18 protein-coding genes are annotated in these 19,986 nt (G+C 72.3%); 5 read left to right on the forward strand and 13 right to left on the reverse strand.

Going from position 1 to position 19,986, the window contains the following annotated elements; genetic code table 11:
* Positions 1-75 precede the first annotated feature (75 nt).
* Entirely contained in the window at positions 76-1,257 is a 1,182-nt protein-coding gene (locus Q0L15_RS00605) for a PP2C family protein-serine/threonine phosphatase (RefSeq protein WP_296601489.1), read from the forward strand.
* 7 nt (positions 1,258-1,264) lie between these two features.
* Here Q0L15_RS00605 and Q0L15_RS00610 read toward each other — a convergent pair whose 3' ends face one another.
* Entirely contained in the window at positions 1,265-1,831 is a 567-nt protein-coding gene (locus tag Q0L15_RS00610) for a hemerythrin domain-containing protein (RefSeq protein ID WP_296601490.1), read from the reverse strand.
* A gap of 74 nt (positions 1,832-1,905) precedes the next feature.
* Here Q0L15_RS00610 and Q0L15_RS00615 point away from each other — a divergent pair, with 74 nt between their 5' ends.
* The 4 genes from Q0L15_RS00615 to opgC are packed head-to-tail and all read left to right on the forward strand — an operon-like array spanning position 1,906 to position 7,148.
* Positions 1,906-3,918 carry a glycosyltransferase family 2 protein gene (locus Q0L15_RS00615; RefSeq protein WP_296601492.1) on the forward strand — a complete coding sequence of 671 codons (2,013 nt, stop codon included), beginning with the start codon at positions 1,906-1,908 and terminating at the stop codon, positions 3,916-3,918.
* Entirely contained in the window at positions 3,915-4,250 is a 336-nt protein-coding gene (locus Q0L15_RS00620) for an STAS domain-containing protein (protein ID WP_296601495.1), read from the forward strand. Before Q0L15_RS00615 ends, Q0L15_RS00620 begins: the two co-directional genes overlap by 4 nt.
* Complete coding sequence (locus tag Q0L15_RS00625) at positions 4,243-4,701, forward strand: ATP-binding protein (protein ID WP_296601497.1); 459 nt, start codon at positions 4,243-4,245, stop codon at positions 4,699-4,701. Before Q0L15_RS00620 ends, Q0L15_RS00625 begins: the two co-directional genes overlap by 8 nt.
* Positions 4,680-7,148 (forward strand): OpgC domain-containing protein, encoded by a 2,469-nt coding sequence (opgC, locus tag Q0L15_RS00630; protein WP_296601498.1) that lies wholly within the window; start codon positions 4,680-4,682, stop codon positions 7,146-7,148. Before Q0L15_RS00625 ends, opgC begins: the two co-directional genes overlap by 22 nt.
* Here the strand turns inward: opgC and Q0L15_RS00635 are convergent.
* The 12 genes from Q0L15_RS00635 to uvrB all read right to left on the reverse strand — a co-directional run.
* The gene (locus Q0L15_RS00635) at positions 7,090-8,352 is read right to left on the reverse strand and encodes a hypothetical protein (protein ID WP_296601499.1); all 1,263 of its coding nucleotides are present in this window, start codon (positions 8,350-8,352) and stop codon (positions 7,090-7,092) included. The two genes, opgC and Q0L15_RS00635, sit on opposite strands and share 59 nt — an antisense overlap.
* Before the next feature lie 123 nt (positions 8,353-8,475).
* Positions 8,476-9,897, reverse strand: a complete 1,422-nt coding sequence (locus Q0L15_RS00640; RefSeq protein ID WP_296601500.1) for an FAD/NAD(P)-binding protein — start codon at positions 9,895-9,897, stop codon at positions 8,476-8,478.
* Positions 9,894-10,415: a flavin reductase family protein gene (locus Q0L15_RS00645; protein ID WP_296601502.1), complete on the reverse strand. Its 522-nt coding sequence runs from the start codon at positions 10,413-10,415 to the stop codon at positions 9,894-9,896. The genes Q0L15_RS00640 and Q0L15_RS00645 overlap by 4 nt, the downstream gene beginning before the upstream one ends.
* Complete coding sequence (locus tag Q0L15_RS00650; protein WP_296601503.1) at positions 10,412-10,921, reverse strand: NAD(P)H-dependent oxidoreductase; 510 nt, start codon at positions 10,919-10,921, stop codon at positions 10,412-10,414. The genes Q0L15_RS00645 and Q0L15_RS00650 overlap by 4 nt, the downstream gene beginning before the upstream one ends.
* Positions 10,914-12,296 carry an LLM class flavin-dependent oxidoreductase gene (locus Q0L15_RS00655; RefSeq protein ID WP_296601504.1) on the reverse strand — a complete coding sequence of 461 codons (1,383 nt, stop codon included), beginning with the start codon at positions 12,294-12,296 and terminating at the stop codon, positions 10,914-10,916. The genes Q0L15_RS00650 and Q0L15_RS00655 overlap by 8 nt, the downstream gene beginning before the upstream one ends.
* Positions 12,297-12,332: 36 nt before the next feature.
* Positions 12,333-13,172, reverse strand: coding sequence for an ABC transporter permease (locus Q0L15_RS00660; RefSeq protein ID WP_296601505.1), 840 nt, complete (start codon positions 13,170-13,172; stop codon positions 12,333-12,335).
* The gene (locus tag Q0L15_RS00665; RefSeq protein ID WP_296601506.1) at positions 13,165-13,992 is read right to left on the reverse strand and encodes an ABC transporter ATP-binding protein; all 828 of its coding nucleotides are present in this window, start codon (positions 13,990-13,992) and stop codon (positions 13,165-13,167) included. Before Q0L15_RS00665 ends, Q0L15_RS00660 begins: the two co-directional genes overlap by 8 nt.
* A 14-nt stretch (positions 13,993-14,006) precedes the next feature.
* Positions 14,007-15,044 (reverse strand): ABC transporter substrate-binding protein, encoded by a 1,038-nt coding sequence (locus Q0L15_RS00670; protein WP_296601508.1) that lies wholly within the window; start codon positions 15,042-15,044, stop codon positions 14,007-14,009.
* Between the two features lie 147 nt (positions 15,045-15,191).
* A complete protein-coding gene (locus tag Q0L15_RS00675; protein ID WP_296601510.1) occupies positions 15,192-16,346 on the reverse strand; it encodes an ROK family transcriptional regulator in 1,155 nt (384 codons plus the stop codon).
* Between the two features lie 80 nt (positions 16,347-16,426).
* Entirely contained in the window at positions 16,427-17,713 is a 1,287-nt protein-coding gene (locus Q0L15_RS00680) for a nitrate/nitrite transporter (RefSeq protein WP_296601511.1), read from the reverse strand.
* Between the two features lie 19 nt (positions 17,714-17,732).
* Entirely contained in the window at positions 17,733-18,170 is a 438-nt protein-coding gene (locus Q0L15_RS00685) for a VOC family protein (protein ID WP_296601513.1), read from the reverse strand.
* Positions 18,167-19,986 (reverse strand): excinuclease ABC subunit UvrB (gene uvrB / locus Q0L15_RS00690; RefSeq protein ID WP_296601514.1); only part of this gene is annotated, 1,820 nt, incomplete at its 5' end. The genes uvrB and Q0L15_RS00685, both read right to left, overlap by 4 nt.

A 19,986-nucleotide genomic window follows, 5' to 3' on the forward strand; every position in this document is an offset into this window, starting at 1 on the left:
CTTTACCCGGCGCGGCCCGGGTCCACACGCCACCGTCGCGCATCCGGCGAGGCCGTGCGGGGTAACGCCGGGGGCATGGGGCACGACGTGGTGGAGTCCGGCGAGCGACGGCGACAGCGAGCGGTCGAGAGCCTGGGACTGACCGGCCGCAGCGAGGAGCGCTTCGACCGGATCGCGCGGCTGGCGCGCAAGGTCTTCGACGCCGAGTGGTCCTCGATCACCGTCCTGGACGGGGACCAGGCGTGGTTCCCGGGTGCCGCAGGCTTCCCCGGCGAGCGGATGGCCCGCGACCAGACGTTCTGTGACCGCACGACCCGGGCCGGCGAGGTCGTCCTGGTCGCCGACGCGTCGAAGGACGAGCGGTTCGCCGACCTGCCAGCGGTCGTCGAGCGAGGGATCCGGTCCTATGCCGGCGTACCGCTGCGCGACCCGGGCGGCAACATCATCGCGGTCTTCTGCATCTACGACCGCGCCGTGCGGACCTTCGACGAGGAGGAGGTCCAGACGCTCGAGGACCTCGCCGCGTGGGCCCAGCAGGAGCTCGTGTCGTCCACCGAGATGACGCGGGCCGGACAGGTGCAGGCATCGATGCAGCCGTCGAGGCCGATCCAGGTCGACGGCTGGGAGGTCAACGGGACCTGCGTCCCCGCGCTGGCGGTCGGCGGCGACCACTTCGACTACGCCGTGCAGAACGGCATCGCGCACCTGGGGCTCGGCGACGTCATGGGCAAGGGCACCGGCGCCGCACTGCTCGGCGCGGGCGTCCGCGCGGCGGTGCGCGGCACCCACGAGGCGGTCGTGTCCGGGGTCGACCTCGGCGTCACCGTCACCCAGGTCGCGCGCCGGCTGACGCCCGACCTGATGCGCGCGGAGTCGTTCGTCACGCTCTTCGACGCTGCCATCGACCTCGACGACGGCTACCTCCGCTATGTCGACGCCGGCATGGGACTGTGCCTGGTCGTCCGTGCCGACGGCACCCTCGACCGGCTCGACAGCGACGACCTGCCCCTGGGCGTGCTGCCCGACGACCACTGGAGCGAGCAGAGCACGACGCTGCGCCCCGGCGACCGGATGCTGCTGTTCAGCGACGGTCTGCTGGACCTGGTCGAGGACCCCGAGCACTGGTGGGAGCCGGTCGCGGAGCTCGTGCTCGCGCACGAGGACACCACGAGCCTGCTCTCCGCCATCGTCCGGATGGCCGTCGACCAGGTCCAGCTCGACGACGTCACCGCCGTGGCGGTCTTCCGTCGGCCGTGAGGTCCGATCAGTCCTCGCCGTCGTCCTCGTCCTCGTCGTCATCGAGGAGGCCCTCGCGGCGCGCCTCGGCGACCAGACGGCGGACGTTCTCGACCGACCCGCAGTCGGCGTCGATCTGGGCGTTGCGCTCCTGGGCGAACAGCTCGCCGAGCTCGGCGCGGACCCGCTCCCCCACCTCGTCCCGGGCGGGGTTGAGGATCGTCAGCTCCTCCTCGGTGATGTGGTGGTTCACCAGCTTGGCGAGCTCCTCGACGGCATCCTCGAACGCCTGGGTGTCGGTGCCCTTGAGCTCGAGCACCGCGAGCAGCGCCTCGTTGCCCTCGGCGTGCTCCTCGACGCCGTGGTCGGCCTCGTCGTCCTCGACGGCGTTCTTGCGCTTCAACGCCGGGTAGACGTGCTTCTCCTCGGCCTCCGCGTGCGCGACGTGCAGCGTGGCGAAGGCGTGGCGCACCGCGTCGCGATCCGCGCTGCTGTCGCGCAGGTCGCGCAGCAGCGCCTCGAACCGTCGGTGGTCGTCGAGGATCAGCTCGACGACGTCGCCTTGAACAGGTCGGCCCAGGTCGATGTTGGTCATGCCCGGACGTTAACCGGACGGCTCGTCTCTCAAACCGAGCATGGACGCTGACTGGACCGGATACGGTCCCCGACGTGGGCATCGGGCGACACATCGATCGGCAGGCGGCGCGTCGGCTGCTGACGATCCGGATCATCGTCCTGCTGACCGCGATCCTCGGCATCAACTACGTCGTCTGGCGATGGCTGTTCTCGGTCAACTGGGACGCGTGGTGGATCGCGGTCCCGCTCGTGCTCGCCGAGACCTACAGCCTCGTCGACTCCCTGCTCTTCGGCCTGGCCATGTGGCGGCTCAAGGAGCGCGGCGAGCCGCCGCCGGCCCCGCCCGGCCTGACCGTGGACGTCTTGATCGCGACGTACAACGAGCCGATAGAGCTGGTGATGAACACCGCACGAGCGGCGCTGGCGATCGACTACCCGCACCAGACCTGGGTCCTCGACGACGGCAACCGCGCCGACCTGCGCGCCGCCGCCGAGGCCGAGGGCATCGGCTGGATCACCCGCTCCTCGGAGTGGGCCGACCGTCCACGGCACGCCAAGGCCGGCAACCTCAACAACGCGCTGCTGGTCACCGAGGGCGAGTTCCTGCTGATCCTCGACGCCGACCAGGTGCCGTCGCCCACGATCCTCGACCGGACGCTCGGCTACTTCGACGACCCGCAGATGGCGCTCGTCCAGACGCCCCAGTGGTTCGTCAACGTGCCCGAGGACGACCCGCTCGGCAGTCAGGCCCCGCTGTTCTACGGCCCGATCCAGCAGGGCAAGGACGGCTGGAACGCCGCGTTCTTCTGTGGCTCCAACGCGATCATCCGCCGCGAGGCGCTCATGCAGCTCGGGGTCTCGCGCTACGCCGACGAGGTCGAGGCCGGCGTGCAGCGCGCCCTGCGCACCGCCCGGTCGGTGCTGCGGCAGGCCCGCCGCGGCCTCGACGACGGCGAGGTCGCCGTACGCCGGGCGCTCGACTCGATCGAGCACGACATCGGCCGGGCCCGACGCGAGCTGGCACGCGGCGAGGCCCTCATGGACGTCACCTACCGGTTCCAGCAGCGCGTGGCCGCGGTGCGGCGCGAGCTGGTGGCCTCCGACCTCACGGCCCTGCAGAGCGACCTGGCGGCGATCGCCGAGCTCGAGCGCAGCGCCGACGAGGCCGACGACGGGCTCGCGGGCGTCGACCTCTCCGCGCTCGATCAGCTCTCGGCCCGCGAGTGGTCGCCGCTGGGAGCCGTGGAGACCGTGCAGGCGCTGGTCGACGCCGTCGACGTCGACCTCGGCTCCGAGGCCCAGCCGATCATGCCGATGGCGACGATCTCGGTCACCGAGGACATGGCGACCTGCATGCGGCTGCACGGGCTCGGCTGGCGCACGGCGTACCACGACGAGGTGCTCGCCCACGGCCTGGCCCCCGAGGACCTCGCCACCATGCTCACCCAGCGGTTGCGCTGGGCGCAGGGCACCGTGCAGGTGATGTTCCGCGAGAACCCGCTCCTGCAGCGTCGACTGCGCTGGGGCCAGCGGCTCATGTACTTCGCGACGATGTGGAGCTACCTCTCGGGATTCGCCGCGCTCGTCTACCTGGCCGCGCCGATCGTCTACCTCACGATCGGGGTGCTGCCGGTGCAGGCGATCAGCACCGAGTTCTTCCTGCGACTGGTGCCGTTCCTCGTGGTCAACCAGCTGCTGTTCTTCGTCGTGGCCGCCGGGCGACCGACGTGGCGCGGGCAGCAGTACTCCCTCGCCCTGTTCCCGGTGTGGATCAAGTCGTTCACCTCGGCGTTCGGCAACGTCTTCCTGGGGCGCTCGCTCGACTTCGCCGTCACGCCCAAGACCCGGCAGGAGGACACGGGACCGGCCTGGCACCTGGTCCGCCCCCAGCTGTGGGCGATGGCGGCACTGGTCGCCGCGGCCGTGGCCGGTCTGGTCCGCATCGGCACCGGCCAGGCCAGCGCGGCAGGCACCACCTTCAACCTGCTGTGGGTCGGTTTCGACCTGGCGATCTTCTCGGTGATCATCAAGGCTGCCCGCTACCGCGGGTTCGACGCGGGCGCCCCCGCACCCATCCCCGAACGAGCGCGCAGAGGAGCAGCATGATCGAGTTCGCTGTCGACACGACACCCGAGGGCATCGGGGTGGTGACACCCAAGGGACGCCTCAACATGTCCTCCGCCCGGGGTCTCAAGGAGATCCTCGACGGGCTCGTGTCGGACGGGACGTCGAAGATCGTCGTCGATCTCGCCGAGACCACGTTCCTCGACTCCTCGGGCCTGGGCGCCCTGATCGCCGGCCTCAAGGCGGCCCGCCAGTCGGGCGGCGACCTGCGCGTGGCTCGACCGACCGAGGCGGTCCTGACCGTCTTCAAGCTGACCAACCTCGACCGGGTGCTCCGTCCTCGCGACAGCGTGGAAGGGGCCTTCGATGCCTGAGACGACGGTGCCCGGACCCGACGCCGGCGACGAGAACCGGGTCGAGCTGTCGGCGCCGGCCACGCCGGAGATGATGCACCTGGTCCACGCGGTGCTCGAGCAGCTCTGGAGCCAGCACGAGGACGTCTCGATGGTCGATCGGATGCGCTTCGAGATGGCGGTCATCGAGATCCTCGGCAACATCGTCGAGCACGCCTACGCCATGGAGTCCGGCGGCACCGAGCGCAGGTTCGACGTGCGTCTCACCGCCACCGACGCGGCGCTGGTCGCGTCGTTCGGCGACGACGGCATGCCCAACACCATCGACCTCAGCGACGTGGCGATGCCGGACGAGGAGGCGGAGTCGGGCCGCGGGCTCGCGCTGGCCATGGCCGCGGTGGACGACCTCACCTACGACCGTTCCGCGGGCCGCAACCACTGGCGCCTCACGTGCCTCCGGCAGCCCGGCTGATCGTCCTCGGCCTGCTCTTCGCGCTGCTCGGGGCGGCGCCCGCCGCGGCCGAGGACTCCGGCTCCCCGGACGCCTCGACCTGCCAGCGCGCCTGGTTCGGTCCGGCCCTCGACATCGAGACCGACACGCCCTCGGCGTACGCCGACCGGCTCGGTGCGACGCCCTCGCTCTACACCTTCCCCGTCGACTACCCCCTCACGGCGGAGGGTGTCGAGCAGCTGCGCCCCTTCGCCGCCGACGCCGCCACCCAGGGCGCCGTGCTCGTCGTGCAGGTCGAGCCGACCGTGCCGCTCGGCGACCTCACCACCTCCGATGCCGACGAGCTCGCCGCCGTCCTCGCCGACCTGCACAAGCGTCTGGACACGCAGGTGCTCGTGCGGTTCGCGCCCGAGATGAACGGGTCGTGGCGGCCCTGGGGGCAGCAGCCCCGGGCCTTCACGGCCGCGTTCCGACAGGTCGCCGACGTCATCCACGCGGACGCACCACCGGCCGCCATGGTGTGGTCCCCGGTCTACGGCTCGGGCTACCCGTTCGGCCGCGAGCAGGGCACCGACAGCGAGATCGACCTCTCGGGGTCCCGGGAGGTCGCGCCGCTCGACACCGACGGAGACGGCCGGCTGGGACCCGGCGACGACCCCTACGCCCCCTACTACCCCGGCGACGACGCCGTCGACTGGGTCGGGCTGTTCCTCTACCGGTTCGGTCAGTCCCAGGGCGTGCGACGCAACGTGGTGCCGCCGCCGGGCGAGGTGGCCGACCGGCTCGCGGAGCGATGGGGGTACGGCGAGGGCGCCGCCGCCCCGTTCTACGACCGCTTCGCCGAGGGCCGGGCCAAGCCGCTGCTGCTCGAGACCGCCGCGCTCTACAACCCCGCGGTCGGTGGTGCCCACGAGCGGGCGCTCAAGCGGCGCTGGTGGTCCGAGGTGCTCGACGCCGTGGCGACCCACCCGCGCCTCTGTGCGATCTCCTGGCTCGAGCTCGACCGGGTCGAGCCCGAGGTCGCCGACCAGCCCGTCGACTGGGCGGCCACGCGGACCCCGCAGCTGGCCGCCCGGCTGCTCCACGACCTGCGCGCCGGACCGGTGGCCCTGGGCCCGGTGACCGAGCGGCACGACGCGGAGGCGGCCCCGGTCGCGGCCGGCACACCACCCGCCGCCGGCGCTCTGGCGATCGAGCGTCCCCCAGCGGCCGTCCTGCTGCCCGACGTCGCTCCGAGCGGGACCGACCGGACCGGCGAGCGAGCGGCCGCGGTGGCCCTGGTCGTCCTGCTCGCCCTGGCGCTCGTCGGCGCCCGCCGGCGGTCGTGGACCTTCGAGCCGCGGGGCGTGCGCGACGGACGGCTCGACTGGCTGCGCGGCCTGCTGCTGGTCGGCGTCGTCGCATGGCACCTGCCGGTGCCCGGCCCGCTCCACGACCTCGCCGCGCGCGCCGGCGCCCTCGGCGGGCTCGAGACCTTCGTGCTGGTCTCGGGGGTCGCGGTGGGCCTGACCTACCCACCACTGGCCGAGCAGCTCGGACACGTCGCGGCGTCGGGACGCCGGTGGCGCCGCGCGCTGATCACGTGGTTCGGCGCCCTCGTCGGCGTGCTGGGCGTCTACGTGCTCGGCCTGCTGCCCGGGCTCGACCTCGAAGCCGTCGGCAGGCTGGGTGCACCCGGCGGGGCCGGCGCAGCGTCGTACGACCTCTACGCCCAGGCCCGGCACCTGTTCGACTACCCGCCGCCCGGGTCGGTGGGACAGGCGTTCCTGTTCCTCGAGATGGGCACCTGGCTCCTGCTCCCGCTGGCGTTGTTCGTCGCGCTGGTCGCGCTCTCTCCGCTCGTCGTCGGGCCGCTGCAGCGCGGCTGGTGGTGGGCGGTGCTGCCGGCCTCGTGGGCCGTCTACGCCCTGGGCCGCGCCACCGGCGCCGAGCTGCTCCCCTCCCTGTCGGAGGAGGTCGCGCCCCTGCTGGTCTGGCAGGTGCTGTTCGTGCACGGCGTCGCTCTCGGTCTGCACCGGCAGGACGTCGCAGCGTTCCTGCGTCGCCGCTCGGGAGCGGTCCTCGCGGGTCTCGCCGTGCTGGCCGCCGCGGGCCTGCTGTGGGCGGGGGTCGCGCCGTCGGGCGCCGACCCGGAGCTGCCGCTCGACCGGCTCCTGGTGGTGGCCGCCGCGACACTCACCGTCGTCGTCGCGCTCACCACGTGCTGGCGACCCGCCTCCCTCGCCGGACCGGCGCTGCTGCCACTCGGGCGCGCGCCACTGCTCGTCGTCCTCGCCCATGCGGTCCTCGTGCTCGTGGTGGCTAGCGTGTCGTCGCTCGCCGCGGGACCGTGGGTCGGCACAGCGGCGACGCTGGCCTGCCTGGCCGTCCTCGTCGTCCTGGCGCGCTGGCGGGACCCGGAGCGCGTTCCTAGGGCGAGCCGACCCGCACCTTCAGCGGCAGCGCCTCCTGCTTCCAGAGCACGGTGACGTCGCCACCCGGCCCGAGGACGGCGTGGGTCCGCTCGAGGACGTCGGCGCCCGCGTCGGGCGAGAGCGTGACGGGCGCACTCCACGCGCCCCCGGCCGATCGGTAGGCACCGAGCAGCGCGTAGCCGCCCCAGCCGAGGAACGTGTCCCCGGCTGCGTCGACCGCGACCACGACGTCGTACACCGTGGTGCCGCGGGCGACGACCCGCTCCGGGGCCGACCAGGTCCCGCCGGCCGGTCGGCGCACGACGTCGACGCGACCGTTGACGCGGCCGAGCGCGACGACGACCTCGCCCGCCGTGCTCATGGCCAGCGCATGGTCACTGAGGTCCACACCCGGGGGCGAGAGGGCCTGGGGTGCCTGCCAGTCCCCGCCCGCCGGCCGCTCGACGGCGACCAGCCGCTCGAAGTCGGGTGAGAACGTCACGACGGCGTTGCCGGCGGCATCGACGGCCAGCGTGGGCTGGTAGCCCTCCCGGGTCACCAGCGACGGCTCCGACCAGGTCCCGTCCGGCGCCCACTCCACGGAGCGCAGCACCTGCGGGTGCCCGAAGCGCTGGCGGCTGACGAGCACCACCGCGGTCCCGTCCCCCGCGATCCCGACCTGGGGTTGCCGGGTGCCGTCGGCCGCCGAGACCGCGGCGGCAGCGCCCCAGCGCCCGCCCGCCGGGCGGTACGCCGCTCGCACCCGCCACCGCTCGTTCGCCCGGTCCCTGCTGCTCCAGGCGACGACGACGTCCCCGCGGCCGTCGACCGCGAGCACCGGGTCCGCCACGACGTACGCCCGCGCGGCGAGCCGCACCGGTGCCGACCAGACGCCCTGGACGGAGCGTCGGGCGGCGACCACGTCCCGACCGGAGCCGGTCGCCCAGACGACGGTCACGCGACCGCGGTCGTCCACCGCCGCCACCGGGTCGGAGCCGCGCCCGATCAGCATCGGGCGCGTCCATCCCGCACCGGCCGGGCGGCGCAGCGCGAGCACCCGGCCCGGGGTGTCGCTGGTCGCCCAGACGACCGTCACGGCCCCGTCCGCGCCGGCCGCGACCGACTCACCTCGGGGATTCGCGGCCAGCGTGCGCGTCGGCCCCCACACCGGCGCATCCGTCGCGTCCGCGGACGCGACCGGGGCGAGGGACGGGGCGGCGAGGACCGCCGCGGTGACGACGGTCCCGACGAGCGATCGGACGAGCGGTCGAGACGACATGCGCGCCTCCCGGGAGGAGCGGGCGAAGGTGCCCTCGTTCTGAGTCTCGTCGCGCCGGTGCTCGCCCCCAGAGCAGTTCTCCTCCGACGGGCCGGGACGTTGGTCCCGGGACCCACCCGGCGCTCAGGCCAGCGCCACCGCCCCCGACAGCTCGGTCACGACGGCTCTGGCCACGCTCTCGGCCTGGGCGCGGATCTCCGGCACGGCCGTCGACTCCCAGAGCTCGCCACGGCGCAGGGCGCCGACGGCCCACGCAGGGGCCTCGGCCGAGCCGGCGTCGTCGACGAGCCGGCCCCCCGCGGTGCGCAGCCCGAGGCCTGCGGTCGCGACCGACGCCAGCGCACCGCCGGGGCGCGGCCGGAGGAGGTCGTCCACCAACGGGTTGCCGAGGACCCGGACGTCGCCGGCCGGCCCGGTGCAGTTGACGACCCACCCGACCTCGCTGGTCGTGCCGTCCGAGAGCGTGACGGCCAGCCCGCCTCCGACGAGCGGCCTCGCGTCGACGAGCTGCCCCCGACCCACGTCCAGCCGACCGGCCGCCCGCAGGGTCGCGAGCCGCTGCGCGCTGGGCGCGGGGATCCGGTGCCGCAACGAGCCCCACTCCCCCGCGTGCTCGGCCACGAAGCGGAGCCGCGCCGCATCATCGAGGCGACCCCACAGCTCCCCGACCCGGAATCGGAGCCCATCGACCCCCGGGCGCCAGTCCCCGGTCGCGCGGCGAGCCGCGCGCAGGTGGGCTGCGGCTCGGTCCAGGATCTCGTCGAGGTCCGCACCCCAGCCGGAGACGTCGGGCACCATGGCCGGCCGCTGCTCGGTCCGGTGCTCCCGCGGCAGGCGACCGTGACGGGAGATCGCGCGGACCCGCCGGTCCGGCCGAGCCCCCGGCCCGGTCAGCGTCAACGCCACGTCGACCATCGTCAGACCGGTGCCCACGACGAGGACGTCACCCGGGCCCGCGGTGTCGCGCCGCACCCGGTCGAGCGCGCCGGGCTCCCACGGGTCGGCGACGAACCGCGCGAAGCCGGCCAGGCCGCCCGGCGCCCAGTCGACAGACGGTCGGGGCAGCCCCAGGGCCAGGACCATCGCGTCCGCGTCCAGGGGCCGGCCGTCCCGCATGGCTACCCGCCAGCCCCGTCCGGTGCGCGCGATCCCGGTCGCGAGCGTGCGGACGTGGGCCAGGCCGACGAGGTCGCCTGCCGCCGTGTGCTGGCAGGTCAGGATCTCGTCGAGGTAGCGCGCGAACAGCCGCCGCGGCACGAACGCATGTGGATCGACGGACCCGTCTCCCGAGCGGGCGGCGAGCCAGCGCACGAACGAGTCGGGATCGTCGGGCAGTGCCGACATCCCGGAAGCGGGGACGTTGAGCAGGTGCGCGTCGTCGGTGGTGCCGAACGCGGCCCCGCGGCCCCACTGGTCCGCGGGGTCGAGGAGCACCACGTCGATCGGACGGGCGCTGCTGCGGGCGGCCCGGACCAGGTGCAGCGCCGTCAGCGTCCCGCCGGCGCCCGCCCCCACGACGACGACCCGCGGCCGCTCACCGCTCATCGAGGCGCCGCCAGGTCCGCGGTCGCGAGGCGACCGAAGACGCTGCGGTGGAAGATCAGCGGGCCGCTGACGTCGGAGTGGTCGACGGCGTGGAGCTCCAGCAGCACCAGCACGTGGTCGCCCGCCTCGACCTCCCGGAACACGGTCGTCTCGAACTTCGCCAGCCCGTCGTCCACCACCACCGCACGGTGCTCGGTGACCGTCACGTCGACGCGCTCGAAGCGGCGCTCCACAGGCCCGGCGAGCTGCCGGCACAGCGGACCGTGGTGGTCGGCCAGCACGGTCAGGCCCAGCCGTGCGGCGCGGCGCAGGTCGGGCCAGGTCTTCGACGTGCGGGCCAGGTTGATGGAGACCAGCGGTGGATCGAGGCTGACGCTCGTGAAGCTGCTCGCCGCCAGGCCGACCAGCGCGCCGTCGACCTCCGCGGCCACGGCCACCACGCCGGTCGGGAACGTTCCGAACGCCTGGCGCAGCCGGCCCGGATCGAGGTCCTGGTTGGTGGGAAATGCGATCGTCATGACTCCCCTTGGAGGTAGCGCGTCACGTGCGGCCGGGTCGCCGCCAGCCAGGCGGCGTACGCCTCTGGGTCGTCGTGGCGAGAGTCCACGACGTACAGCCCGCGTCCCGGGACGGTGGCGCCGAGCTCGGTGAGCACCGGACGCAGGGCCAGCTCCGGCGCCAGGGCGTGCGCGTCCGAGGCGCCGAGCATCAGGGGCACGGCGAGGCCGGTGAGCCCGGTCTGCCCGGCGAACCGGTCGAGGAACAGCTTGAGCAGACCCGTGTAGGTGCCCTTGTACGTCGGCGAGGCGACGACCACCAGGTCGGCCTTGCCGACCTGACCGACGAGATCGGCGACCTCGGGCGACGCCCAGTCGAGCAGGTCGGCGCCCAGCGTGGTGAGGTCCACCACGAGGTCCGGCTCGGTCCCCGCGAGCTCGCGTGCGACGTACGCCGCCGCCGCGAGCGTGCGCGAGCCGGCCTGGGGGTTGCCGACGACCACCGCGACCCGGCCACCGCTAGGCACGGGCGGCTCCGGCCAGGTCGATCCCGGTCTCCGGGCGCGCGCCGCCGCTGTAGAGGCTCTCCGGGCGGGGCAGCCCGAAGTGCTCGCGCAGGGTGGATCCCGTGTACTCGGTGCGGAAGATGCCCCTGTCCTGCAGGATCGGCACCACCTGCGCGGTGAAGGCATCGAGCAGCTGCGGGTAGAGCGGCGGCATCACGTTGAAGCCGTCGGCGGCGCCGTTCTCGAACCACTCCGTGATCAGGTCGGCGACCTGCAGCGGAGTCCCGGCCACGACGTTGTGGCCACGGGCACCGGCCAGGCGGTGCAGGAGCTGGCGCAGCGTGGGGCGGTCGCGCTCCACGATGTTGGCGACCACCTGCAGCCGGCTGCGGTTGTTGTCGAGCACGTCGCCCGAGCCGGCGAACAGCTCGGCGGGGACCGGCTCGTCGAGCTCCAGCTCGGCCAGCGAGACCCCCACCAGACCCTCGAGCTGGGCGAGGCCGTAGGCCGGGACGGTGAGCGAGTTGACGTAGTGCTGCAGCTCCTTCGCCTCTGCCTCGGTGGCGCCGAGGAACGGGCTGATGCCGGGCAGCACCTTCACGTGGTCGGGGTTGCGGCCGAGCTTCGCGGTGCGCGACTTGATGTCGACGTAGAACGCCTGGGCGTCCTCGATCGTCTGGTGGGCGGTGAAGATCGCTTCCGCGTTGCGCGCGGCGAAGGCCCGACCGTCGTTCGACGACCCGGCCTGGACGTAGACCGGGCGGCCCTGGGGAGACCGGGGTGCGGCCAGAGCCCCCTCCACCTGGAAGTGTCGGCCGACGTGCTCGATCGGGTGGACCTTCGCGGGGTCGAAGTACACGCCCGACTCGCGGTCGGCGAGGATCGCGTCGTCCTCCCAGCTGTCCCAGAGCTTCGTCACGACGTCGACGAACTCCTGGGCCCGGACGTAGCGCTCCTCGGGGCTCGGGATCTCGGTGAGGCTGAAGTTGCGCGCGGCCACGTCGGACTGCGTGGTGACGATGTTCCAGCCCGCTCGCCCACCCGAGAGGATGTCGAGGGAGGAGAACAGCCGGGCCAGGTTGTAGGGCTCGTAGAACGTCGTCGACGCGGTGGCGATCAGCCCGATGCGCTCGGTGCGGGCAGCGATCGCCGCCAGCCGGGTGATCGGCTCGAGGTGCGCGGTCGGACGGTACGGGGTCGCCGCCCAGACGCCCGGGATGTCGGCGAAGAAGACGCCGTCGAGCTTCGCTGCCTCCGCCCGTTGGGCGAGCTCGACGTAGAAGTCGATGTCGTGGGCTCGCTCCACCGAGGACTCCGGGTGGCGCCAGGACGCCTCGTGGTGGCCGGTGTCGTGGAGGAAGGCGTTCAGGCTGAGCTGACGGGGCTGGTCGGTCATGGGTGTTCTCCTGTCGGGGCGTACGGCGGTCAGGGGTCAGGCGCGCCAGCGCGAGAAGCGGCGCTCGAGGGCGATCAGGCCGTAGTTGACGGCGACGCCGATCGCAGAGGTGGTGAGGATCGCGGCGTACATCTTCGGGATCAGGAAGTTGTACTGCGCGTAGTTGATGAGGAAGCCGAGGCCGGCGGTCGCGCCGATCATCTCGGCGGCGATGAGCACGAGGATGGCCGCAGCGCCCGAGATGCGGATGCCGGTGAAGATCGTCGGGACCGCTGCCGGGAACACGACCTTGCGGAACGTCGCGACGGGCGAGAGGCCGAGCACCCGCGCCGACCGCAGCAGCTGCGGGTCGACGGTCGCGACCCCGGTGATCGTCGAGAGCAGGATCGGGAAGAAGCACGCGTAGAGGACGATCGCGATCTTCGAGGTCTCCCCGATGCCGAGCAGCAACATGAAGACCGGAAGGATCGCCAACGCGGCGGTGTTGCGGAAGACCTCCAGCATCGGCGTGAAGAACTCGCGTGCCGGGCGGTACCACGCGATCACCGCGCCGAGGGGGATCGCGATCGCGATCGCGAGGCCGAATCCGATCGCCGATCGCGCCAGGCTGGCGCGCACGTGCCGCAGCAGCTCGCCGTCGAGGACCATGCTCCACCAGGCGTCGAGCACCACGTGCAGCGGCGGGATGAAGTAGGAGTCGACCAGCCCGAGGCGGGGGGCGAGCTCCCAGATCAGCGCCAGCGCGACGAGCCCGGCGACGCCACGCGACAGCGTCGCCGCCTTGCGCCTCCTGAGCGAGACTCCCCTGCCGCGGACGGCCTCCTCCTGGCGCGGGTTGGGACGCGCCTCGGTCAGCTCATCGAGCAGGTTAGACATGGGCGAGCTCCCGGGTCGGGTCCGTGTCCGCCGCGTGCTGCTGGCGCAGCAGCGACCAGATGTGGTGGCGGTGCTCAGCGAACTGCCGGGTCGCGCGGACGTCGGTCTCCGCCGCGGCCTCGCGGTCGAGGTCGACGGCGATGACCTCGCTGATCCGGCCGGGTCGTGCGCTCATCACGGCGACGCGCTGTCCGAGGAACACCGCCTCGTCGATGTCGTGGGTGATGAACACGACCGTGGTGCCGGTGCGTCGCCAGATGCCGAGCAGCTCCTCCTGGAGCCGTTCGCGGGTCTGGGCGTCGAGGGCACCGAACGGCTCGTCCATGAGCAGGACCTGGGGCTCGTAGGACAGGCTGCGGGCAATCGCGACCCGCTGCTTCATGCCGCCCGACAGCTCGTGGGGATAGCGTCCGGCGAACTCCGAGAGCCCCACCAGGTCGAGGTACTCACGGGCCCGGGTCGCGCGCTCCCGCTTGGTGAGCCCCCCTCGGGCCTCGAGCGCGAACTCGACGTTGCCGGCGGCCGTGCGCCACGGCAGCAGCGTGTACTGCTGGAAGACGACACTGCGGTCCAGACCCGGACCCGTGATCGGCACTCCGTCGATGGTCAACCGGCCGGCGCTCGGCGTGGCCAGACCTGCGATGAGATCGAGGACCGTCGACTTGCCGCACCCGGAGGGACCGACGACGGTCACGAACTCCCCGGCGCCGATCTCGAGGTCCAGGTCGTCGAGCGCGACGAACTCCCGGAGCTGCCGGTCCTCGTCGCCGCGGACCCAGAAGGTCTGCCCGACGTGACTCAGCTCGATGCGTGAACTCATGGTGTGGCTCCTGGTCAGGCGTTCGGGTTGAACTCGTTGGTGTAGACGTCGGACACGTCGAGGTCGTCGGCGTCGATGTCGCCGCGGCTGTCCAGCCAGTCGACCCAGCGTTCGATGTCCTCGTCCGCAATGACGGGGTGCGGGTCCAGGCCGAGGGTGCCGGGGAAGTTCTCCTTGATCGGCTCGATGTAGTCGCCGTACCCCTCCTTCTCGAGGTAGGGGAAGTAGACGTCGAAGACCTCCTGCTTGCTGTGGGTCTCGATGAACTCGATGGCGGCCGCCACCCCTTCGACGATCTCGCGAGTGGTGTCGGGGTTGCGCTTCATGAAGTCGGTGCGCATCGTGAGCCCGCCGCCGGCGTAGGGCGAGCCGACGACCTCGACGTCGTTGACGACCTCGCGGACGTCGTACTGGGCGGCTGTCTGCCGGTAGCCGACGAAGGAGACCATCGCGGCGTCGACCTGATGGTTGCCGAGGGCCTCGGGCATGTTGAGCGGCGGCAGCGGGACGAGCGTGATCCGGTCCTGCTCCGCCTCGCTCAGGCCCTCCTGGTCGAACCAGGTGTCGAGCACCGCCTCGGAGTTGGCGCCGAGCGTGTTGACCGCGATCTTCTTGCCGATCAGGTCCTCTGCGGACCGGATCGGCGAGTCGTCGAGGACGACGAGCTTCTGGTTGCTGTCCTGGTTGGAGCCGTAGAACGGGATCACGGCCTTGATCGGGGCGCCCGAGGCGACCAGCTGGGCGATGGCGCCGTAGAACGCCGACGACCCGATGTCGGTCTGGTTGGAGACCAGCGCCTGCAGCGCCTGCGGCCCGCCGGTGACGTCACCGACCCGGTCGAGCTCGAGGCCGTCGAGCTTGCCGAGTGCGTCGGCGAGCAGGAACGCGTCGACCGCCCCCGCATAGCTCTGGTAGCGGATGGTGGTCTCCTCGCCGTCGGCGCCGCCGCCGAAGGCGGTCCCGCAGCCGGTGAGACCGGCCGATGCGAGAAGCGTCGTGGCCGCTGCGGCGACCGCTCGACGGGCACGGAGGCGGGAACGGGTGCGATTCATGGGACTCTCTCGTCTCGGGGCACGATGGCGGGGGCGCCGGCCGGGTGCGGGCCGGCGCCCCAGATAAGAACAGTAGTCTGATTGACTTACTACTCAAAGACTTCTGCTCACCGTGAGCCGTTTCCCCGAGAGCGGGGCCGCAGGGGCTCAGCGGACCCCGGACACGACGCCGAGCGGGTCGTCGTAGATGGGTCCGAGCGCGATCGTGCAGGCCGCGACGGCTTGGATGCCCGACCCGAAGCGCGTGAACGAGACCGGGACCTCGTCGAGCAGTCCCGCCTCGGCCATGGCCTCGGTGATGTCCCCGAGCACGGGCGGGCAGCCGGTGAACGCCTGACCCACCAGGACCACCCGGTCGGGGGCCACGATGTCTCGGACCGACGCGGCGACGCGGCCGAGGATCCTCGCCCGCCTGCGCACGAGCGCCAGGACTGCTGGTTCGCCGACCCGCGAGTACAGGTCCCCGATCGGACCGACACCCCGGTTCGCCCGCGCCACCCCGAGCAGGCCCGCGTCACGCGCAGCACGAATGACGGCGTCGTCGCCGGCGGTCACCTCCAGGCACCCGGTGCGTCCACACCAGCACGCGACGTCCGAGCCGCTCGGAAAGTGGCCGAGGCTCCCCACCTGGGACACCTCGGCCTGCGCGCCCGCGTCAAGCGCGACCGCGAAGCCGATGGTGTCGCGCGCGTAGACATAGAGGGTGGTGCCCGGCGCCCCCTGGCGACGGTGCAGGAACTCGGTCGCAGCGACGGCGGCGACGTGGTCGCCCGCACGCACCGGTAGTCCCGTCAGCTCGTGCAGCTCGGCACCGACCTGCTCCGGCGACAGTCCGAGGTCGCGCCACGGTCCGACGACTCCGGCCGACAGCGGCACGCGCCCCGGCAGCGCCGCGAGGAGCGCCGCCGCCCGCTGGCTGGCCGCAGTCAGGTCCGGATCCGCACCGACGGCGCGCCGCACCGTGTCGCTGGCGACCACGTGCCCGGCGACGTCGCCGAGCGCCACGGTCGTGATCCGGCGGCCCACGTGGACGCCGATCGTCACATAGGCGTCCGGGTCCACCTCGACGGGGATCCCCGGCCGTCCGACGCCGGGGCGGCGACGCTTCGGTAGGCACTCCCGCAGCAGGCCCGCGTCGACCAGCTGGGCCACCGCGCGCCCGACGGTCGCCGGGCTCAGCCGGGTCGCCGTCACGAGCTCGTCGCGGCGCACAGCGCCCGCGCGGCGGACCTGCTCGAGGACCTGCGCCGCAGCCGGGGCCAGCGGCCCCCGGCTCACAGCGACCGTCGCGGAGACGTGCACCGATACCCCCTGACTGGCGTTTGTCGATCAACAGACTCGACAAAGCCTAGGGGGTCGCCAGCCCTCGACCGTCGCCGGTCCTACGCCGCCGGGATGACCCGCGGTCCTTCGAGTTCGTCGCGGTCGACGACCCGACGGGTCTTGACCCGGTAGCGGTACACCTGGGTCAGACCGACCGCCCAGAGGACGTACTGGGCGCTCATCGCCCAGCGGAAGGCGTCGGGTCCGTACGCCGAGCTGCTGCCCGGAGTGCGCCAGTCGAGGATGAGGCCGATCGCGATCACCAGCAGCAGGCTGGCGATGAAGCCGCCCTGGTTGATGATCCCGCTGGCGCTGGCGAGCCGCTCGTCCGGGTTCGACGTGCGTCCGAGGTCGAAGCCGATCATCGACGCCGGGCCACCGACGCCGACCACGACGACCAGCAGGACCAGCAGCCCCAGCGGCGCGTCGCCGGGCCAGGCGAGCACCAACGTCCAGACCGCGACGATCGTGCCGACGATCGTGAGCACCATCGTCGAGCGGTGCCACGGGTGCGCACCCACGAGCCACCCGAGCACGGGGCCGGTGCACATCACCGCGACGACCATGATCGTCAGCAGCACGCCGGCGACGCCGGAGCTCGTCCCCTCACCGCGCACGAAGAACGGGTAGCCCCACAGCAGGCTCAGCGCGGTCGCGCTGAACTGGGTCACGAAGTGCATCCAGAAGCCGAGCCGCGTGCCGGGGTGGGCCCACGAGGCCGCGAGGCTGTCGCGCACCGCAGGCAGCGACATCGCCGGTCCACGCAGGTGCGTCACGTGGGGGGTGTCGCGGACGACCGCGAGCAGCGCGACGGCCAGGAGGATCCCCAGCGACGCGGCGAGCAGGTAGGCCGTCGTCCACCCCAGCTCGCGCAGCGCCCAGGTCATCGGCACCGCGGCCCCGATCGCGCCGAGCTGTCCGATCGTGCCGGTCAGCTGGGTGACCAACGGGATCCGCCGCCCCGGGAACCAGGTGCTGACCAGGCGCAGCACGCAGATGAACGTCATCGCGTCGCCCATGCCGACGAAGACCCGGGCCAGCAGCGCGAGCCCGTACGTCGAGGCCAGGGCGAACCCGGCCTGGGCGAGCGTGAGCAGCACGGTGCCGGTGAGCAGCACGCTGCGCGGCCCGAACCGGTCGACGAGCAGGCCGACCGGGATCTGGAGGCCGGCGTAGACCAACAGCTGCAGCATCGTGAACGTCGCCAGCTGCGCGGCCGAGATGTCGAACCGGTCGGTGGCCGCGAGTCCCGCGACCGCCAGCGACGAGCGGTGGAACACCGCCACGAGGTAGACGAGGAGGCCGACCGCCCAGACCGCGTAGGGGCTGCGGAGGCTCGGCGTCACTCACCCCATCCTAGGCGGGTCAGTCCAGGCAGAACTCGTTGCCCTCGGGGTCCTGCATCACGAGGTGGCCGGCGCTCATCGGCGGTCCGGGCTCGTGGCGCTCGACCCGGGTGGCGCCCAGGGCGACGAGCCGCTCGCACTCGGACTCGAGGGCGGCCATCCGCTCCTCGCCCTGGAGCCCCGGCGCCGCGCGGACGTCGAGGTGGACGCGGTTCTTGGCGGCCTTGCCCTCGGGCACCCGCTGGAAGAACAGCCGTGGGCCCGCGCCGGTGGGGTCCTGCGAGGCCGACGCGCTGTTGCGCAGGTGCTCGGGCAGGGTCGCGGAGAACGCGTCCCAGGACTCGAAGCCCGGGGGCGGCGGTGGCAGCTCGTAGCCGAGCACGTTGTTCCAGAACAGCGACAGCGCACGCGGGTCGGCGCAGTCGAAGGTCACCTGGACCTGGCGTACGGCGGTCACTTGGTCGCATCCATCATCTGGCGCAGCTCCTTCTTCAGGTCGCCGATCTCGTCGCGCAGCCGGGCGGCCACCTCGAAGTGCAGCTCGGCGGCGGCGCCCTTCATCTGGTCGGTGAGCTCCTGGATCAGCTGGGCGAGCTCGGCGCTCGGCAGCCCGGCCAGGTCGCCCGCATGCTGCCCCGCCTCGCCACCCGCGATGCGGGAGAGGCCGGGCACCGGGGCCTTGCGCTTCTTGGGGTCCTGGTGCTGCCAGGTCTCGAGCAGCTCCTGGGTGCTCTCCTCCTCGCGGGCGAGCATGTCGGTGATGTCGGCGATCTTCTTGCGCAGCGGCTGGGGGTCGATGCCGTGGGCGGTGTTGTAGGCGACCTGCTTGGCCCGGCGGCGGTTGGTCTCGTCGATCGCCGACTCCATCGAGGGCGTGATGCGGTCGGCGTACATGTGCACCTGACCGGACACGTTGCGGGCCGCGCGGCCGATCGTCTGGATCAGCGACTTGTCGGAGCGCAGGAAGCCCTCCTTGTCGGCGTCGAGGATCGCCACGAGCGAGACCTCGGGCAGGTCGAGGCCCTCGCGGAGCAGGTTGATGCCGACGAGCACGTCGTAGGACCCCAGCCGCAGGTCGCGGAGCAGCTCGATCCGCTTGAGGGTGTCGACCTCGGAGTGGAGGTAGCGGGTGCGGATGCCGGCGTCGAGGAGGTAGTCGGTGAGGTCCTCCGACATCTTCTTGGTCAGCGTGGTGACCAGCACCCGCTCACCCTTCTCGACCCGGACGTTGATCTCGTGGATCAGGTCGTCGATCTGGCCCTTGGTCGGCTTGACGATGACCTCGGGGTCGACCAGGCCGGTCGGGCGGATGATCTGCTCGACGGTGTCGCCCCCGACCTTGTCGAGCTCGTAGTCACCCGGGGTCGCGGAGAGGTAGATCGTCTGGCCGATCCGGTCGAGGAACTCCTCCCACCGCAGCGGTCGGTTGTCCATCGCGCTCGGCAGCCGGAACCCGTGGTCGACCAGGTTGCGCTTGCGCGACATGTCGCCCTCGTACATGCCGCCGATCTGAGGGACCGCGACGTGGGACTCGTCCACGACCAGCACGAAGTCCTCGGGGAAGTAGTCGAGCAGGCAGTTCGGCGCCGACCCGCGGGAGCGGCCGTCGATGTGCATCGAGTAGTTCTCGATGCCCGAGCAGGAGCCGACCTGGCGCATCATCTCGATGTCGTACGTCGTGCGCATCCGCAGCCGCTGGGCCTCCAGCAGCTTGCCCTCGCGCTCGAACTTGGCGAGCTGGTCCTCCAGCTCGAGCTCGATGCCGCGGATCGCGCGCTCCATGCGCTCGGGGCCGGCGACGTAGTGGGTCGCCGGGAAGATGTAGAGCTCGTGGTCCTCGGTGACGACCTCGCCGGTGACCGGGTGGAGCGTCATCATCCGCTCGATCTCGTCACCGAAGAACTCGATGCGGATCGCCATCTCCTCGTAGACCGGGAACACCTCGAGCGTGTCGCCGCGCACCCGGAAGGTGCCGCGGGTGAACGACATGTCGTTGCGGGTGTACTGGATCTCCACCAGGCGGCGCAGGATCGAGTCGCGGTCGTGCTCCTGGCCGACCTTGAGCCGGATCATCCGGTCGACGTACTCCTGCGGGGTGCCGAGGCCGTAGATGCAGGAGACCGTGCTGACCACGATCACGTCGCGGCGGGTGAGCAGGCTGTTGGTCGCGGAGTGGCGCAGCCGCTCGACCTCCTCGTTGATCGAGGAGTCCTTCTCGATGTAGGTGTCGGTCTGCGGGACGTAGGCCTCGGGCTGGTAGTAGTCGTAGTAGG

It is taken from the genome of Nocardioides sp., assembly GCF_024509035.1.
In the GTDB taxonomy this organism is placed as follows: Bacteria; Actinomycetota; Actinomycetes; order Propionibacteriales; family Nocardioidaceae; genus Nocardioides.

Excerpts from the sequence above, each read along its gene's own strand:
- Q0L15_RS00605 (WP_296601489.1), top strand. The coding sequence starts at position 76 with ATGGGGCACGACGTGGTGGAGTCCGGCGAGCGACGGCGACAGCGAGCG.
- Q0L15_RS00610 (WP_296601490.1), bottom strand. The coding sequence starts at position 1,831 with ATGACCAACATCGACCTGGGCCGACCTGTTCAAGGCGACGTCGTCGAG.
- Q0L15_RS00620 (WP_296601495.1), top strand. The coding sequence starts at position 3,915 with ATGATCGAGTTCGCTGTCGACACGACACCCGAGGGCATCGGGGTGGTG.
- Q0L15_RS00625 (WP_296601497.1), top strand. The coding sequence starts at position 4,243 with ATGCCTGAGACGACGGTGCCCGGACCCGACGCCGGCGACGAGAACCGG.
- Q0L15_RS00635 (WP_296601499.1), bottom strand. The coding sequence starts at position 8,352 with ATGTCGTCTCGACCGCTCGTCCGATCGCTCGTCGGGACCGTCGTCACC.
- Q0L15_RS00640 (WP_296601500.1), bottom strand. The coding sequence starts at position 9,897 with ATGAGCGGTGAGCGGCCGCGGGTCGTCGTCGTGGGGGCGGGCGCCGGC.
- Q0L15_RS00645 (WP_296601502.1), bottom strand. The coding sequence starts at position 10,415 with ATGACGATCGCATTTCCCACCAACCAGGACCTCGATCCGGGCCGGCTG.
- Q0L15_RS00655 (WP_296601504.1), bottom strand. The coding sequence starts at position 12,296 with ATGACCGACCAGCCCCGTCAGCTCAGCCTGAACGCCTTCCTCCACGAC.
- Q0L15_RS00660 (WP_296601505.1), bottom strand. The coding sequence starts at position 13,172 with ATGTCTAACCTGCTCGATGAGCTGACCGAGGCGCGTCCCAACCCGCGC.
- Q0L15_RS00665 (WP_296601506.1), bottom strand. The coding sequence starts at position 13,992 with ATGAGTTCACGCATCGAGCTGAGTCACGTCGGGCAGACCTTCTGGGTC.
- Q0L15_RS00670 (WP_296601508.1), bottom strand. The coding sequence starts at position 15,044 with ATGAATCGCACCCGTTCCCGCCTCCGTGCCCGTCGAGCGGTCGCCGCA.